Here is a 16291-nt window from a genome sequence, read left to right on the forward strand (position 1 = left end):
GTCAGTTGACCGTGACCTGACCGAGCGCCGTTTTCTGTTCCTGAGCCTGATGCTGTGGCGCGTAGACCTGCGTGAAGCGCACCGGCGGCAGGTTGAACTGGCCTTTTTGCGAGAAGCGCACCAGATGACGCAGGCGCAACTCACCGCTCAGCGCATCCACTGGCACCGCATAGGCCATTTGCCCCGGCTCGAAACGGGCTTTCTCCAGCGCGGTCGGCTCGGTGCCGGCCTTGCCCATCAGCTTGATGCCCCACGTGGTGCGCTCGACGTCCGCACCCGGTGGCAGCGGCACTTCGAGCATGCCGTAGCGCAGCGGTTTCGCGGCTTTGCTGGTGATGATCACTTCGTCCAGGTACAGGCTGTCGCTGGATAACGGCTTGGTGCCGACCGCTTCGAGTTTGAATTCGAACGCTTCATCACCCGGCACCAGACGCGACAGGCGACGGGTGATGGTCACCGCCATCGGATCGATTGCCGGTTGTTTGGTCTGGAAGCTCAACATGGCGCGTAGCGGGCGCTCTTGCGTTCCGCTCAGCGACAATGCCGCCGGCACTGGCGAAGAGCCCTGCCACGTCCAATACATCTCACCGGTATCACTGTAGCGTTTCTTCCAGCCCTCACCCGGTGCCAATGCGATGGTCGGAGAGGCCTGCTCGATGCTGCGTTGCAACCAGGTCAGCGCCAACGCGCGTTCCAGGGTCGATTGCTGTGGCAACAGGCGTTGCAACAACGCTTGCGCATGAGCCTGATCGAAAGCTTGCAGTGACAGGTTCAGGGCTTCGACAAACGGTTGAGCGCTGGCGGCCACTTGCTGTTGCGCAGCATCCACTTGACGACTGAACGCCGGCGGCAGATTGACCTTGGCCTGACGCGCCAAAGACGCGGTCAACACCCGAGCACTGGCCAGCCCCAAGGCCGAATCCGGATCGTTCATGATCAGGCTCTCTGCGCCATCGTCCATCACGCTCGCGGCATTGCCTTCGCCGGCTTTCACCAGGTCGTCGATCAAACCGCTGAGCAGCGTGTTCACAGGCAATTGCATCTGTTTGGCAAACGACAGAATCAACGCCCGCTGCAACAGCGGCGTGTTCTGCGCCTGTTTCGCGTAGACCTCCAACACCCGCTGCCAGTGCTCCGGCGGCAGGCTCAGTTCCAGCACTTTGCTGGCGTGCCAGTCGGCGTAATAGGCGTAAGCGGTGAGGAATGCATCCGGCTCGCCGTCAAAGCCCCACCAAGTGAAGCACGCCGACGGCCCGGCCATTTGCACCAGACGCAGGCGGCTGTTCTGCATGATCAAACGCAAGCGATCACGGATCTGCGGGTTCGACGACAGCGTTGGATAGGCGATGCTCAGCGGCAGCAGACGGCTGGCGGTTTGTTCGACGCCGCCATACGGATAGCTCAGCAGATCATCGAGGGCCGAGCGGAACACTGCTTGCGGGCTGTCATCCAGACGCAGGCGAATATCCGTGGCGTCCGTCGGCAAGGTCAACGGCGTGTCGCCGCTGAGCGCGTCCAGGCTTTGGCTCTGGGTCACCTGCCAGCCTTCGCCAGTCGCGGTCAGGCGTACGGCCAAGGCGTCAGCGGTTTTGCCATCCTGCACCAGCTCGGCGGTCCAATCGCCATTGGCCAATGTGAATGCCGGCAATGGGACGTAGTTGACGCCGTTGTTCAGTGTGACCGGCACACGTTGCTCGGCACCCGCGTAATGAATCACCAGCTCAGCCTTGACCGGTTTCTCGGCCTGACTGAAAGCGAATACGCCAAGATCCGGTTTGTCGCCGTTACGGAATTTGGTCGGGCCGCTCCACTTCAGGTACAGCGGTTTTTCCGAGCGCACGAATTGCTTCTTCTGCCCGACCTGACCGTCATCGGCGATGGCGCGGGCGGTGATGCGCCAGCGGGTCAAGGAGTCCGGCATCTTGAAGGTGAAGCGGGTCTTGCCGTTGGCGTCGGTGATCAATTCCGGCTGCCACGCGGCGGTGTCGACGTCTTCACGACGCGGCCGCTCCAACACTTTCACCCCACGCTCGCTGCGGTTGGCTTTACCCGGCGCGCCCGGGCTGCCCGGCAGTGCCACGTCGTAGCTGATGAACGACAAACTGGCGCTGGTGCGCACGTTGTTGCGGCGCGGGTGGTAGAAGAACTGGTCGATGGTCGGCGCCACTTCCGGCTGCAGCGCGTAGATCATTTCGTCGACCACGCTGACCGTCAGGTGAGCCGGAATCGGCTTGCCGGCGAACTGGGTGGTGAGGTCCACGGACACGGTATCGCCGGGCTGATACGCCTCTTTGTCGGTAGTGATCGCCACATCGATCTGTGGCGCGACCACCTTGATACCGGCGTTCTGGAAGCTGTACTGACCGCCCTTGGTATAGAGCACGGAGAACGTCAGGTTCGGCGCGAAGTTATCCTTCACTGCGATGCGCGCGCGGTATTGGGTGTCGCTGAGTTTTTCCATCTTCAGCCAGTCGGCGCCCTTGGACAGCAACGCCGTGGCCTCGACCTTGTCGCGCTCGAGCGACAACAACGCATCGCTGACCGGCTCGGGGAAAGTGATCAACGCGAGGGCTTCGTCACCGGCCTTGTACTCGGGTTTGTCGAGGACGATTTCCACGGTGCCGGGCACGGCTTTGACGCCATCACCCGTGACCGAATGACCGGTCGCGCCAAGCACGCGGCCATGATCATCTTTCAACGTCAGGTTGTAAGTACCCGGACGGTCGAAGGCCAGGCTGAAGCCTTTGTCCTTGGCGGCGAGTTTTCCTTCGCCAGTGGTCTGATCTTCGAGTCGCACCCAGCTGTAGCTGCTCGGGTTAACCGCTTTGCTCTGCTCGCTGCCACCTTCGTTGGCATAGCTGAAGGCAACCTTGTCGCCCGCCGCGCTGAACCGTTGCGGCGCGCTCAGGCGGAAACTGGCGGCACCACGGTCGATGAGGATTTCCTTGGTGGTCTTGACCCGGTACGCCGCGCCATCACTGGCGAATACGGTGAGCATGTAGCGGCTCGGTTTCTCGGCGGCGGGCAGGTCAAGCGTCGCGTTGCCCTTGGCGTCGGTGGTCAGTTCGGCGCTGGTCAGCTCCACCGGGAATTGCCCCAGGTATTGCAGTTCGTTATCGACCATCGACAGTTGTTGGGCGCGCAGGCTCAGGCTCACCTTGGCGTCGGCCACTGGTTTACCGTCCGGGTACAACAACACCAGACTGCCCTTGACCGGTTCGCCGGTGCGGTAATCCTGCTTGGCCAGGTTCAGGGAAATCTCGAAGTGCGGCTTGATGTACTCAGCCACGCGGAAGGCACTGCTGTAGGCCTGATCCTTGTAGCTGAAACGCAGCTCATAACCACCTGCCACCGCATTGTCCGGCAACTGGAAACGGCCCTGGGTGCCGGCCTTGGAATCGAGCTTCAGCGCCAACGATTGCAGCGCTGTGCCGGTGGCATCGAGTACGGTGACGTTGACGTCGGCAGCGGTCGGTGCCACGGAATCCCGGGCATTCTTGAACTCGCGACCGACGATTTTCAACGACACCCAATCACCCGGCCGGTACAGCGGCCGATCGGTAAACGCATAGAGTTTGGTGTCGTAGATTTCGCTGTCGTAGTAGAAGTTCTCGGAGACGAACACCCCGCCCTCTTCGTCCTCGCCGATCACGAACGAACGCTCCGGGCTGACGTGTTTCAGGCGCAGCAAACCATCGGCATCGGTCGCGCCACTGCTCATCACGCCCAGGCCGTCGGTCCATAGCACATTCACTTTTGGCACCGAACTGCCTTCGTGTTTGCGCGCAGCCCACACCAGCAATTCATCACCGGCAATCTTGCTCACGGCCACGGTGTTGGAGACGAACACCATAGTGGTTGCGCGGTACTTGCCGATCAGCGCTTCCACCAGATACAGGCCCGGTTTCAGGTTGCCCAGCGGGATATAAACGTTGCCCGGCGAGACGCTGACGAACTCACTGGAAGAACCAACCAGTTTCACGCCTTCAGGCGGCTGGATCGGTTTGGCTTGCCACAGCGGATAACGGAATTGGCTGACCACCGGCAGACCCGGAATCAACGCGAATTGTGGCTGTGCGTCGTAGGGCGTTGGCGCGGCGATGGCGGTGCCCATCTTCAGTTCCGGCACTTCCTCGGTGACTTGTTTACGCGACTCGTAGGAAAACGCCCGCTGCATCACCCGACGGGATTTGCGGTACCAGTTGTCCCACAGATACGCGAGGGTGTTCGACAGGCCTTCGCCCTTGAACTGGCCGTCGCTGACCACACGGTGCAGGTTCTTCTGGCGCTTGAGGAAATCCAGCGGCTTGTCGATGCGATACACCCGAATGTCCGCACCGCCGTAAGGCTCCATGCGGAACCGGCGATAGTCACGACCCGGCGCTTCGAGGCGTACCACCGCCTGTTCGTCGCTGGCGAAACTGCTGTCGGCCAACAGGAAAAAGCTTTCACCGGCCACCGGCGTATAGCCGCTCGGCTCGACGGTGTCTTCGGCGTTGACTGCCGACAGAGGCAGAACCAACGCAAGCAAAAGAGGCAGTTTTGAGCAAATGCGCAGCATGCGGGCACCGATCATTGGGAGAGAAAGTTCAGTCGATAGACGCCGATGAAGTTGGGGTTGGCTGCGTCGGGTATCCATCGGGTGTCCTTCCATGTCATGAGTTGCTGCAGGCTTGCGGAGCGCATGCCGTTGTCGGTGGGGGTAGTGGTGCCGGTGTGATAGGCAATGAAGCGGCCCATCCAGATCATCAGGTGCTGGTCGTCGCCCTGATCGAAAAACATCAAATCGCCGGGCCGGGCCTGGGCCAGATCGCGGCCGACCAGATGACTGTTGAACTGAATCAATTTGATCGCGTTGACGTAAGGCCCGACCTTGCCGCCGCCCTGCTGCCATTGCTGGGCGAGGCCGCGTTGGGCTTCACTCAGTTGCAGCTCCGGCGGCAGGTAGCGGTTGGACAGGCCATTGCTGCGCAGCCATTTGTCGTCGTGGACTTTCAGCGCTTCATTGGCGGCAAACCGCACCAACCCGGCGCAGTCCTGCTGATACCAGCGCGGACTCGGGCCTTGGGTCAATTGTTCCTGGGCGATGCGCACGAACCAGGCGCGGAATACCTGGGATTGCTGCGGATCGAGCGCGGCGGTTTCGCTGGCGAATGTGCGAGTCCCCAGCAGCAACGCCAGCAAGCCAAGGCCTCGGATGAGTGCGGTCACAGGGCTTTCCATTCCAGCGGCAGCCATTGCCAGTGGCCGTCGGGCTCGCTGCCTTTGGGCAGGGTCAGGGCGTATTTGCCATAGCCACCGAGGGTGCGCAGTTTCGGAATCAGGTAGGTTTGCGCGGCGTTGTAGAACACCGGTTCCATGTCCTGCGGCAGGCTGTCCAGGGTTTCCTGTTGCATCAGTTGCGCCATGGAATCGGGGCCGAAATAGATCGGCATCAGCAGGTCTTTCGGCAGCACATCAGCCAGCGGCGGGAAGCGTTTGTCGAGAGTGCCCAGCGCTTTGTCGACGAGTTTGTCGTCGAGGGAGAACAACAGCGTCGAACCGTGGCGCGCGAGACTTACGCGCATGAAAGCTTTGCCGGTGATCGCGTCTGGCTGCTCGGCATCCTTGGCTTTGTAGGGGCCGAAGTTGGAGCTGACCTGGCGCTGCCACTGATGGGTTTTACCGTCCTGTTTTTCGACCACCGGGAATGCGTGCTCGGCAACATTGCCTTCGTAGGCACCGACCATCGAGCCGAACAGGTTGCCCAAGTCACCATCAAGTTTGGCGCTGTCATCGTCATTCAGGCTGGCCACCAGCAGCGGCGTGTACAGCCGCGAGTCGGCATACCAGCACAGGCCGGCGGCACCGGCCATGTGTTCAGTCAGGGCCTGGGCCACGGATTCTTCGGCGCCGAGTTTCACCAGCAGCGGTTTCTGTTGTTCGGCGGCCAGTGGCAAGGCTACGCAAGCGCTGGCGCCCATCGGCATGGCTTGCCAGATCGGTTTGAAGTCGAAGTCCGGTTGGTTGTCCAGTTCGTCCATGGCGAGGAAGCTGTGCCAGCCCTTGTCGTCCATGTCGAAACGCAGGCCGGCAAAGTTCGGGATGAAGCGCTGATAACCCATGGCCAACACGCTGGAGTTGACCGAGAGGCGTTGTTTTACCTCGGGCGCACGCGGCGGCAGGCCGAAGGCTTCAGGGAACAGTTTGTCGCCGTTGAGCAAGGCGGCGATCGCCTTGGTCGAAACGCCGCTGGTTTCCTCCAAAGCCCCGTTATCCGGGTCGTAGAGTTTGGCCGGATTGGACAGCACCACCAATTTGTCGCCATGGGAAGCGAACACCAACGCCTTGCTGGCGTTGTAGTTGAGCTGATAGAGGGTGACGGCGTCGGCACCGACTTTCACTTCGCCGAGCTTGCTCAGCTGCGAATCATCCAGCGCCACTTTCGCCAACGGCTCCAGCACCTTGGCCAGACCGCCGCGATCCATCACCAACAGGAAATCCTTGAGACGCCCATCAGCCCCACGCCACAGCGCCACATCCGCCGGTTGGTCGAAGAGCTGCTCGATCAGGCTGTCCTGCAGCTTCAGGTCATGCTCGTAAATGATCCGCCGCAGGCTGCCGATCAAACCGAGGCGATCGGCATGGGCTTCGTAATAGAAGACGAAATCTTCGGTCAGGGTTTCCTTGAGGAACGGCACGGCCAGCAGATCCTTGGGCAACTGGCTCAGGGAATGGGTTTCGAGCAGACCGTCCGGGCGGCTCATGCCCAGTTTGTCGCTGGCCAACTGCGCAGGCGGAGCCTTGGGTTTGTGCAGGAACCAGCCTAACCCGCCCGCTACGCCTGCCGCCAGGCACAGCCCGATCACTAGCGCTGGCCAGCGGCGAGGAGGTTTGGCAGCGGGTGCGTCGGCGGCCGGGGAAACAGTGTTATCACTCATGTTCACGCTCATTTTCACAAGGCTGAATTCAACCGAGGTGCGGGATGTTTAATAGTTGAAAGTCTTGACCAGCAGCAGGTCGCCGATCGCCCGCAAGGGCACGATGAACGTCTCGCGTTTTTCGTCGACGGTGTTTTCATTGAGCACCAGATTGATTTGCGAGGTGATCACCTCGTTCTGGTTGCTGTTCTCATCGAAGTTATAGCCGCCGCTGCCGTAGTTGCCCCAATAGTTCACGTAAACCAGATAGGTGCCGTGCATCGGCGCAGTCATGGTGAACATTTCAGGGCCAGGGCCATCGACACCGTCCGGGTCCAGCCCACCGCCGTTGCTCATCGCCGGACTGGCCCAGAACGCGTGCTGGCCGTCGGGGGTAATGATGTGCAGGTCGAGTTCGGCCTTGGGATCGTCCCAGCCCAGCACCACGCGAATCCGCGCCGGGGTGCGCAGGTTGTTGGCTTCATAGAATTGAACGCGCTTGAGCGACTTGCCCTCGGAACTGCGCACTTCGACGCTGTTGGAACCGGCGCCGAACGCATACGGGCGGGCAAAACGCCCTTGGTCGTCGGTGTACAGATTCAGGGGATTGCCGTTGACCGCCAGGCTGTGGGGCGGACGGAGCGTGCCAAGGGCCTTGAGCTGGCCTTCGATCATTGTGCGATTGCGCTGCACGCCCCGGTCGATGGGCGGTGTGGGATAGGCGACGCGAGGGTTTTCACTGCGGTCCAGCAAGCCGTGATAGCGCCAGCCGCCCACCGGTTCCGATAGCTCGGCCGTGGGCTCGGCCCGCGCTACTTGAGCGCAGACCAGCGTGATCAGCAGTGAAAGAACCCAACGCATGTGACGCCTCCTGCCATGCATAACGAAACCCTGCGCCAGATCCTCGGCGCGTTACAGATCGAAAAAACTGCGTTTCGTCAGAATGACCCTGAATATAGGGTCGTAGAAGCCGCGAAGATTAGCCATTCGGAAGTTTTTTAACAATCGGATACATCTATATTTGCGGTGGGAATCACGGCATTTGTTGGACGTGAGCCGAATAGCGATCCCATTCGGCTCATAAAGTGAGCCGAATAATCCACACAACCTATATAGACGACATACATCTGTGGCGAGGGAGCTTGCTCCCGCTGGGTAGCGAAGCGGCCCCAAAACCATACATCGCGTTTATTCAGGCCTACCGCGTCCAGAGGTTCGCAACTGCTGCGCAGCCGAACGGGAGCAAGCCTCCTCGCCACAAGGTGTGTTGTCACCCCGGAACTGCTGCTCCAAATGGCCCAGCTCATTTGCCCATACCCCCCATGTCTGCTAGTGTCGCGCCGGTTTAACGTCAACCGGAAATAGCCGCCATGGCCCGCAAAAAAGCTGCACTGGATTTCGAACAATCCCTCGCTGACCTGCAAACGCTGGTAGAGCGTCTGGAGAACGGTGAATTGTCGCTGGAAGACTCGCTGACCGCTTTCGAGCAGGGCATCGGGCTGACCCGTGATTGCCAGGCGGCGCTGGCCCAGGCCGAACAGAAGGTTCAAGTGCTGCTCGAGCGTGATGGCGAGTTGGCCGAGGAACCCTTCGACGCGGATCAGCCAGAATGATTGCAGCGTATTCGGCAGCCAGCCAGGCCCGCGTCAATGCAGCACTGGAAACCCTGTTCAACCCGCCGAGCCCTGAGCTCGCCCGCCTCTATGAGGCCATGCGCTACAGCGTGATGAATGGCGGCAAGCGTGTACGTCCGCTGCTGGCCTACGCCGCGTGTGAAGCGCTGGGCGGCAAGGCCGAGCAAGCCAACGGCGCAGCCTGCGCGGTTGAGCTGATCCATGCCTATTCGCTGGTGCACGACGATTTGCCGGCCATGGACGATGACGACCTGCGTCGCGGCCAGCCGACCACCCACAAGAAATTCGACGAAGCCTGCGCAATTCTCGCCGGCGACGGTTTGCAGAGCCTGGCCTTCAGCGCCCTGCTCGACCCGCGCCTGAGTGCGTCAGACGCCGAAACCCGTCTGCAGATGGTCAGCGCCCTGGCGCTGGCGGCAGGTCCGGCGGGCATGGTCGGCGGGCAAGCCATCGATCTTGGCTCGGTGGGTCTGAAGCTCGATCAAAAAGCCCTTGAGTACATGCATCGGCACAAGACCGGCGCGTTGATCGAAGTCAGCGTCAAACTCGGCGCCCTGGCCAGCGGTCATGCCGAGAAGGACGAACTGAAGTCGCTGCAAAGTTATGCACAAGCCATCGGCCTGGCATTTCAGGTCCAGGACGACATTCTCGACGTCGAAAGTGACACCGCCACCCTCGGTAAACGCCAGGGCGCCGACATCGCCCGGGACAAGCCGACCTACCCGGCACTGCTCGGTCTCGACGCGGCCAAGGCCTATGCTCTGGAACTGCGCGACCAGGCCCTGCACGCGCTGCGACCGTTTGACGCGGCAGCAGAGCCCTTGCGCGATCTGGCCCGGTACATCGTTGACCGCCGCAACTGACAGCGTATCCGCCAAAAAAGACCAACGCGTGGGCAGGGGGCGATGCATCAGGTAAACTGCCGCATCTTTTATACCTATAACGATTCGCCTGATGCCCACGACGTTTCATGAGATTCCCCGTAAGCGCCCGACCACGCCCCTGCTCGACCGTGCCAACACGCCGGACGGCCTGCGCCGGTTAGGCGAAGCCGAGCTGGAAACCCTGGCTGATGAGTTGCGCCTGGAATTGCTCTACACGGTCGGCCAGACCGGTGGGCATTTCGGTGCCGGCCTGGGCGTGATCGAGCTGACCATCGCGTTGCATTACGTCTTCGACACCCCGGACGACCGGCTGGTGTGGGACGTGGGTCATCAGGCCTATCCGCACAAAATCCTCACCGGTCGTCGCGCGCGCATGAGCACCCTGCGCCAGAAGGATGGCATCGCCGCCTTCCCGCGTCGTTCCGAGAGCGAGTACGACACCTTTGGCGTCGGCCACTCCAGCACCTCGATCAGCGCAGCGCTGGGCATGGCGATTGCCGCCCGTCTGCAACACAGTGATCGCAAGGCGATCGCGGTGATCGGCGACGGTGCACTGACCGCTGGCATGGCCTTCGAGGCGCTGAACCACGCGCCGGAAGTGGACGCCAACATGCTGGTGATCCTCAACGACAACGACATGTCGATCTCGCGCAACGTCGGCGGGTTGTCGAACTATCTGGCGAAAATCCTTTCCAGCCGCACTTACGCGAGCATGCGCGAAGGCAGCAAAAAGGTCCTGTCGCGCCTGCCCGGCGCCTGGGAAATCGCCCGTCGCACCGAAGAATACGCCAAAGGTATGCTGGTCCCTGGCACGCTGTTCGAAGAGCTGGGCTGGAACTACATCGGCCCGATCGATGGCCACGACCTGCCGACCCTGATCGCCACCCTGCGCAACATGCGCGATCTGAAAGGCCCGCAATTCCTGCACGTGGTCACCAAGAAAGGCAAAGGCTTCGCCCCGGCGGAAGTCGACCCGATCGGTTATCACGCCATCACCAAACTCGAACCGCTGGACGCTCCGGCCGCCGCGCCGAAAAAAGCCAGCGGGCCGAAATATTCCGGTGTTTTCGGTGAGTGGCTGTGCGACATGGCGGCGGCTGATCCGCGTCTGGTCGGGATCACCCCGGCGATGAAGGAAGGCTCCGATCTGGTGGCCTTCAGTGAACGCTTCCCGACGCGCTATTTCGACGTGGCGATTGCCGAGCAACACGCCGTGACCCTGGCAGCCGGCATGGCCTGTGAAGGCGCCAAACCGGTGGTGGCGATCTATTCGACGTTCCTGCAACGCGGCTACGACCAGCTGATTCATGACGTCGCGGTGCAAAACCTCGACGTGCTGTTCGCCATCGACCGCGCCGGTCTGGTGGGCGAAGACGGCCCGACACACGCAGGCAGCTTCGACCTGTCGTTCCTGCGCTGCATCCCTGGCATGCTGGTGATGACCCCGAGCGACGAAAACGAACTGCGCAAAATGCTCAGCACCGGCCACCTGTACAACGGCCCGGCAGCGGTGCGTTACCCGCGTGGCACCGGCCCGAATGCACCGATCGCGAAAGACCTCGAACCGATTGAAATCGGCAAGGGCGTGGTTCGTCGCCAGGGCAGCACAGTCGCCCTGCTGGTGTTCGGCGTGCAACTGGCCGAGGCACTGAAAGTCGCCGAGAAGCTGGATGCGACGGTCGTCGACATGCGTTTCGTCAAACCGCTCGACGAAGCACTGGTTCGCGAAATCGCCGGCAGTCACGAGTTGCTGGTGACCGTCGAAGAGAACGCGATCATGGGCGGCGCCGGCGGCGCGGTCAGCGAATTCCTCGCCCGTGAAAACATCCTCAAGTCGGTGCTGCACCTGGGCTTGCCGGACACCTACGTCGAACACGCCAAGCCTGCGCAAATGCTCGCCGAATGCGGGCTGGATGAAGCCGGGATCGAAGAAGCGGTGCGTCAGCGTCTGCGCCTGCTGAGCCTCTAAACTTCAGACATATGCAAAACCCTGTGGGAGCGGGCTTGCCCGCGAATGCGGTGTATCAGTCGACATCAATATGACTGACATACCGCATTCGCGAGTAAGCCCGCTCCCACATTGGTTTTGTGCAACCTTCAAGAATGTGTTCGCTTTAAAGCGCCAACGGAATGCAGATGAAACTCCCCCGCCTCGCCCTGACGCTGACGCTTCTGCCGGCCAGCCAGCTTCTGGCTGACACCTTCGAACGCGACCAGGCTCTGAAACTGCCGGACGTATTGATCAGCGCCAACCGTCAGGTCGAAGCGCGCAACGACAGCAGCGCCGCCAACACAGTGTTCACCCGCGAAGACATCGACCGTCTGCAACCCGGCAGCGTCACTGACCTGCTGCGCCGCGTACCGGGCGTGCAAGTCGGGCAAACCGGTGGGCGCGGCAGCCTGCCAGGGGTCTACATTCGAGGCACCAAGTCGGCGCAGAGCCTGGTGCTGGTCGACGGCCAGCGCATCGGCAATTCGACCTCCGGCGACAGCAACCTGCAGCACATCAACATCGAACAGGTCGAACGCGTGGAAGTGCTACGCGGTTCACGCTCAGTGATTTACGGCAGCGATGCGATTGGCGGGGTGATCCAGATCTTTACCCGCCGTGGCGCCGAACAAGGCCTGCAACCACGCCTGCACATGGGTTTTGGCAGCAACCAGACTTGGGAGCGCAGCCTCGGATTGTCCGGCGGCGACGGGCAGACGCGTTTCAATCTCGGCGCCAGCCTTGATGAAACGGCGGGCAGCAATCGCACCCACGAGTCTTATCCCAGTGATGGCGATCACGACGAATACCGCAATCGGTCGGTCAGCTTAAGCCTGAGCCATGCGCTCAACGATGACATCGAAATCGGCGCCAATGTGCTGGATAACCAGGGTAAAAGCGCGTTCGACAATCCGTTCGGCCGCTTCGACATGAACACGTTCGAGTCGGTCCAGCAACAGCCCTACAGCGAGTTCACGGTGAGCAGCGTCAGCAGTTACGTCGACGCGCGAATCAATGACCGGTGGAAAACCCGCATCGAGTTCGGCCACAGTGAAAACCGCGAGACGACGCTCGACAAGCTCAGCGACGAGCGCAGCGTGTTCAACACTTACCGCGATTCGGTGAACTGGCAGAACGACCTGACCCTGAACGAACGCAACAGCCTGATCCTCGGTGGCGACTGGTACGAAGACCAGATCAACAGCAGCACAGCGTTCGAGGAAGACAGCCGTTGGAACCGCGCCGCATTTATCCAGCATCGCTATCAGGCGGACAGTTTCTCCACCGAATTGGGCCTGCGCCGCGACCAGAACCAGCAGTTCGGCGGCCAGAACAGCTGGAGCGGTACGTTCACCCTGCCCTTGAACCCGGACAACGATGTGCTGCTGACCTACAGCGAAGGCTTCCGCGCGCCGACCTTCAATGACCTGTACTACCCGGACTTCAGCAACCCTGACCTGAAACCCGAAACCTCGAAAAGTTATGAACTGCAATGGCGCAGCCAAGTGACGCAGAGCACTCGCCTGGAAGCCTCGCTGTATCGCACCGATCTGCAAGACGCGATTATTTTCGGCAGCAACAACCGCCCGGCAAACGTCGCTTCGGCGCGGATCAACGGTTTTGAAGCGGCCTTGAAACAAGAACTGTTCGGCTGGCAGAGCAACCTGGGCGTGGCGTTCATTGACCCAAGGGATCGCGACAGCGGCCACACTCTGGCCCGCCGGGCACGGCGGACCTTGAGCCTGGACCTCGATCGGCAGTTCGATCGATTGGGTCTCGGCGCCAGTTGGCAAGCGGTTAGCAGCAGTTATGACGACGAGAACAACCAGCAGCCGTTGGGCGGCTATGGGTTGTTGGGATTGCGTAGCAGTTGGGCGCTGAATCGCGAGATCAAGCTGGAATTGAAGGTCGACAACCTGCTGGACAAGGGTTACAGCCGGGCGTTGTACAGCCATGACGGTAGTCAGTACGGGTATCGCGAGGAAGGTCGGGCGTGGATGTTCGGGGTGACCTGGACACCGGAGCTCTAAGCCTGGGTTTGCGGCGTTTGGGCCGGCCTCTTCGCGGGCAAGCTCGTTCCCACAGTTGATCGCATCCATGCATACATTTTGTGCAAGACACAGATCAAAGGTGTGTGCGGGCTCGCGCGCGAAGCAGGCGCCTCGGTCTTAGCGGTCAGGCGCAATCAACTGGCACAATTTGGCCGTCGCTTCAATCATCTGCCCACTCGGCCGTTCCAGGCCTTTATCCGTCACCAGCAGCAATTGCCCCTGCGCCACCGCTGTCACCTGGGGCCAAGCCTTCCACGCCTCGAGCTGCGCCTGATCGCTGGCCAGAATCACTTCGGGATTGCGCTGCAACACCGCTTCCACACTGACCTGTGGCGCAGGCTGTGACAGGTCGGCAAACACATTGCGTGCCCCGCACACCTGCAGTGCATCGCTGATGATCTGGCCGCCGCCCACGGTGTACAGCGGCCGGTCCCAGACTTGATAAAACACCCGCAGCGGCTCGTCCCTTCGATAGCGCTGGCGCAGGGAGTCGAGTCGCGAACGCAGGTTTTCGGCCAATGCGACGCCCCGCTCCGCTCGCCCTAGTTGCGTGGCTATCGCTTCGATCTGCGCAGTGAGTTGTTCGAGGTTATGCGGTTCGGCGACATGGATGGGGATGTTCAGCCGCTTGAGCTGTTCACGCTGAGCCGGCCCCACGCTGTCAGGCCAGAGCAGCACTAAATCGGGTTTGAGGCTGAGCAATCGCTCCATGTCCAACTGACCGTAGCGGCCCACTGAAGGAATGTCTCTGAGCTCGGCCGGACGCTCACCGGCATCCAGCACACCGACCAGCAGGTCAGCCGAGTTCAGTTCAATAACGATTTCGGAAAGCGACGGTGCCAGGCTGACAACCCGCTCGGCCGCAGCCGCCGGACCACCGATGGCCAGCAACAGGACTGCCAGCCAGACATTGCGCATCAGCCGAGTTGACGCGGGATACGGTAGAGGTAAAACAGCACCGCAGTCGATAACGCCAGCAGCATCAGCGGCACGGCTTCCAGACCAACGAAAACTGCCAGTGCGCCAATCCAGGCGGGCAGGCCAGCGACCAGAAACGCGGCGCGGCGTTTCGCGGCCAGGGCGATCCAGGCGGCGGGTTCTTCAGGGGTATCGAGGGCTTTTTGGGTCGCGATCAGCGCATGTTTGTAGCCACCAAAGAACTTCAGGCTGACAAACATCGACGCCACACCGGCGATGAAAAACGGCATGGCCAGCACCGGCAGAATCGCCTCGCCTTGGCCAAACAAGCCATTGATCACGAACAGCGGCAGCAAAGCCAACGCCAGGTATTGCCACCAGTTGACGGCCAGTCGCCGCCGTACCTGACCGCGGGTCACGCCCGGTCAACCTCGCCCTGATGCTCGTTGCCCATCATGTGGTCGAGCTTGCTGGCCTTGGTGGCCAGGTAGAGTTTGTTGTGCGGGTTGTGCCCGGTGTGCAACGGCACGCGCTCGGCAACCACGATGCCCATGTCGGTCAAGGCTTTGACCTTGCGTGGGTTGTTGGTCATCAGACGCAGGGACTTCACGCCCAGGTGCTCCAGCATTGGCAGGCACATGGCGTAGTCGCGCTGATCGGCGGCGAAACCCAGACGCTCGTTGGCTTCAACGGTGTCAGCACCACCGTCCTGCAATTCATAAGCACGGATCTTGTTCAGCAGGCCAATGCCACGGCCTTCCTGACGCAAGTAGAGCAATACGCCACGGCCTTCACGGGCGATCGCCTGCAACGCCGCCTCGAGTTGCGAACCACAGTCGCAACGCTGGCTGAACAAGGCATCGCCGGTCAGGCATTCGGAGTGCAACCGACCGAGTACCGGAGCACCGTCGGCGATCTCACCCAGGCTCAGCACCACGTGCTCACGCCCGTTCTCTTCATCGAGAAAGCCGTGCATGGTGAATTGCGCAAAAGGCGTTGGCAGCTTGGAAGCGGCGACAAAAACGACAGGCACCGGTGTGCTCCTGATCTATAAGTACTGAAGATTCGCAGAGGCGGCATTGTAACAGCACGTTCCTGCAGACGCTTAGGCTGAATTATCGGCCATAACGATCAAAAAGTTTGATATCGAACTCGCCTGTCACACATCTTGCGTTCAGGGCGCCTTGAACGGATAAGGTTGCTTCCAGCGTTCGAAAATCGGTTTCAGCCGGCCGTTCTTTACTAGCAATTCCATGCGCTGATCGAACAATGCCATCAATTGCCGTGCCCGAGGAGTATCGGCGAAGCACAGGTAAAGCGGCAGATCTGCGATATGCGTACGGCGAAATTGCGACGGATCCTTGGCTCGGCTGACGATGGAGTTAACCTCGTCCAGCGCGTCAATGTAGTAGTCGACGTGGTTGTGGATCAGCATCGACAGAATCCCGGTACGCCGTGCGACTTCGTTATAGCGCTGCACGTTGGGCAGGTAAGCCTGGTACTTGTAGCCACGCAGCCAGGCCAATCGATAATTACCCAGGGTTTGCGCGGTCGGCGCCGGATTGGTGGCCAGGCCCAGCGCATAGATCGGATCGGTATCGAAACTCCAGCGCGGATAGAGCACGTCACTGACTTCCCCCCGATAGGCACCGACACACGCGTCCACTTCGCCACGCTGTGCCAGGCCCGCGGCACGCGTATACGGCTCGATTCGAATATCCAGCTTAACGCCTGCCGGCTCGAACACTTCGCGCAACACGTCCCAGCCCAAACCATGGCCATCGGCGGCGGTAAAGTCTTCCCACGCTTCGCTGGCCAGATGAATCACGGACGGCGTCGTCGGCGCATCCCCCGCCTGGGCGAACGAGCAAAACGTCGCGAAAACCATCACCATCAACCAGCGAACCATCTTTTA

At 61.1% G+C, this 16291-nt stretch carries 12 protein-coding genes; 4 read left to right on the forward strand and 8 right to left on the reverse strand.

Annotation, left to right across the window (positions count from 1 at the left end):
• Position 1: 1 nt before the first annotated feature.
• From AC30D7_RS24875 to AC30D7_RS24890, 4 genes are read right to left on the reverse strand one after another with little or no spacing between them, the layout of a single operon-like run.
• Entirely contained in the window at positions 2 to 4561 is a 4560-nt protein-coding gene (locus AC30D7_RS24875) for an alpha-2-macroglobulin family protein (protein WP_490135857.1), read from the reverse strand.
• 11 nt (positions 4562 to 4572) lie between these two features.
• Positions 4573 to 5223 (reverse strand): DUF1175 domain-containing protein, encoded by a 651-nt coding sequence (locus tag AC30D7_RS24880; protein WP_490135858.1) that lies wholly within the window; start codon positions 5221 to 5223, stop codon positions 4573 to 4575.
• Entirely contained in the window at positions 5208 to 6920 is a 1713-nt protein-coding gene (locus AC30D7_RS24885) for a DUF2138 domain-containing protein (protein WP_490135859.1), read from the reverse strand. The genes AC30D7_RS24880 and AC30D7_RS24885 overlap by 16 nt, the downstream gene beginning before the upstream one ends.
• Before the next feature lie 48 nt (positions 6921 to 6968).
• A complete protein-coding gene (locus tag AC30D7_RS24890) occupies positions 6969 to 7760 on the reverse strand; it encodes a YfaP family protein (protein WP_018925700.1) in 792 nt (263 codons plus the stop codon).
• Between the two features lie 509 nt (positions 7761 to 8269).
• Between AC30D7_RS24890 and AC30D7_RS24895 the strand changes: the two genes are divergently transcribed.
• The 4 genes from AC30D7_RS24895 (at position 8270) to AC30D7_RS24910 (ending at position 13437) form a co-directional block, all read left to right on the forward strand.
• On the forward strand, positions 8270 to 8512 hold the full coding sequence (locus AC30D7_RS24895) for an exodeoxyribonuclease VII small subunit (RefSeq protein ID WP_007894317.1): 243 nt from the start codon (positions 8270 to 8272) through the stop codon (positions 8510 to 8512).
• The gene (gene ispA, locus AC30D7_RS24900) at positions 8509 to 9396 is read left to right on the forward strand and encodes a (2E,6E)-farnesyl diphosphate synthase (RefSeq protein WP_019581373.1); all 888 of its coding nucleotides are present in this window, start codon (positions 8509 to 8511) and stop codon (positions 9394 to 9396) included. The genes AC30D7_RS24895 and ispA overlap by 4 nt, the downstream gene beginning before the upstream one ends.
• Before the next feature lie 91 nt (positions 9397 to 9487).
• Positions 9488 to 11386, forward strand: coding sequence for a 1-deoxy-D-xylulose-5-phosphate synthase (dxs, locus tag AC30D7_RS24905; protein ID WP_490135860.1), 1899 nt, complete (start codon positions 9488 to 9490; stop codon positions 11384 to 11386).
• Between the two features lie 167 nt (positions 11387 to 11553).
• The gene (locus AC30D7_RS24910; protein ID WP_490135861.1) at positions 11554 to 13437 is read left to right on the forward strand and encodes a TonB-dependent receptor domain-containing protein; all 1884 of its coding nucleotides are present in this window, start codon (positions 11554 to 11556) and stop codon (positions 13435 to 13437) included.
• A gap of 138 nt (positions 13438 to 13575) precedes the next feature.
• Here AC30D7_RS24910 and AC30D7_RS24915 read toward each other — a convergent pair whose 3' ends face one another.
• The 4 genes from AC30D7_RS24915 to AC30D7_RS24930 all read right to left on the reverse strand — a co-directional run bounded on the left by AC30D7_RS24915 (position 13576) and on the right by AC30D7_RS24930 (position 16285).
• Entirely contained in the window at positions 13576 to 14376 is an 801-nt protein-coding gene (locus AC30D7_RS24915; RefSeq protein WP_490135862.1) for a cobalamin-binding protein, read from the reverse strand.
• A complete protein-coding gene (locus AC30D7_RS24920; RefSeq protein WP_490135863.1) occupies positions 14376 to 14795 on the reverse strand; it encodes an MFS transporter in 420 nt (139 codons plus the stop codon). Before AC30D7_RS24920 ends, AC30D7_RS24915 begins: the two co-directional genes overlap by 1 nt.
• Positions 14792 to 15409, reverse strand: a complete 618-nt coding sequence (ribA, locus tag AC30D7_RS24925; protein WP_007933624.1) for a GTP cyclohydrolase II — start codon at positions 15407 to 15409, stop codon at positions 14792 to 14794. Before ribA ends, AC30D7_RS24920 begins: the two co-directional genes overlap by 4 nt.
• A 141-nt stretch (positions 15410 to 15550) precedes the next feature.
• Entirely contained in the window at positions 15551 to 16285 is a 735-nt protein-coding gene (locus AC30D7_RS24930) for an ABC transporter substrate-binding protein (RefSeq protein ID WP_490135864.1), read from the reverse strand.
• Positions 16286 to 16291 lie beyond the last annotated feature (6 nt).

It is taken from the genome of Pseudomonas sp. DF5, from assembly GCF_058148225.1.

Bases quoted from the DNA above. Each gene is read 5' to 3' on its own strand.
- AC30D7_RS24895 (WP_007894317.1), top strand. From the start codon at position 8,270: ATGGCCCGCAAAAAAGCTGCACTGGATTTCGAACAATCCCTCGCTGAC.
- dxs (WP_490135860.1), top strand. From the start codon at position 9,488: ATGCCCACGACGTTTCATGAGATTCCCCGTAAGCGCCCGACCACGCCC.
- AC30D7_RS24885 (WP_490135859.1), bottom strand. From the start codon at position 6,920: ATGAGTGATAACACTGTTTCCCCGGCCGCCGACGCACCCGCTGCCAAA.
- AC30D7_RS24875 (WP_490135857.1), bottom strand. From the start codon at position 4,561: ATGCTGCGCATTTGCTCAAAACTGCCTCTTTTGCTTGCGTTGGTTCTG.
- ispA (WP_019581373.1), top strand. From the start codon at position 8,509: ATGATTGCAGCGTATTCGGCAGCCAGCCAGGCCCGCGTCAATGCAGCA.
- AC30D7_RS24910 (WP_490135861.1), top strand. From the start codon at position 11,554: ATGAAACTCCCCCGCCTCGCCCTGACGCTGACGCTTCTGCCGGCCAGC.
- AC30D7_RS24890 (WP_018925700.1), bottom strand. From the start codon at position 7,760: ATGCGTTGGGTTCTTTCACTGCTGATCACGCTGGTCTGCGCTCAAGTA.
- AC30D7_RS24915 (WP_490135862.1), bottom strand. From the start codon at position 14,376: ATGCGCAATGTCTGGCTGGCAGTCCTGTTGCTGGCCATCGGTGGTCCG.
- AC30D7_RS24880 (WP_490135858.1), bottom strand. From the start codon at position 5,223: ATGGAAAGCCCTGTGACCGCACTCATCCGAGGCCTTGGCTTGCTGGCG.
- AC30D7_RS24930 (WP_490135864.1), bottom strand. From the start codon at position 16,285: ATGGTTCGCTGGTTGATGGTGATGGTTTTCGCGACGTTTTGCTCGTTC.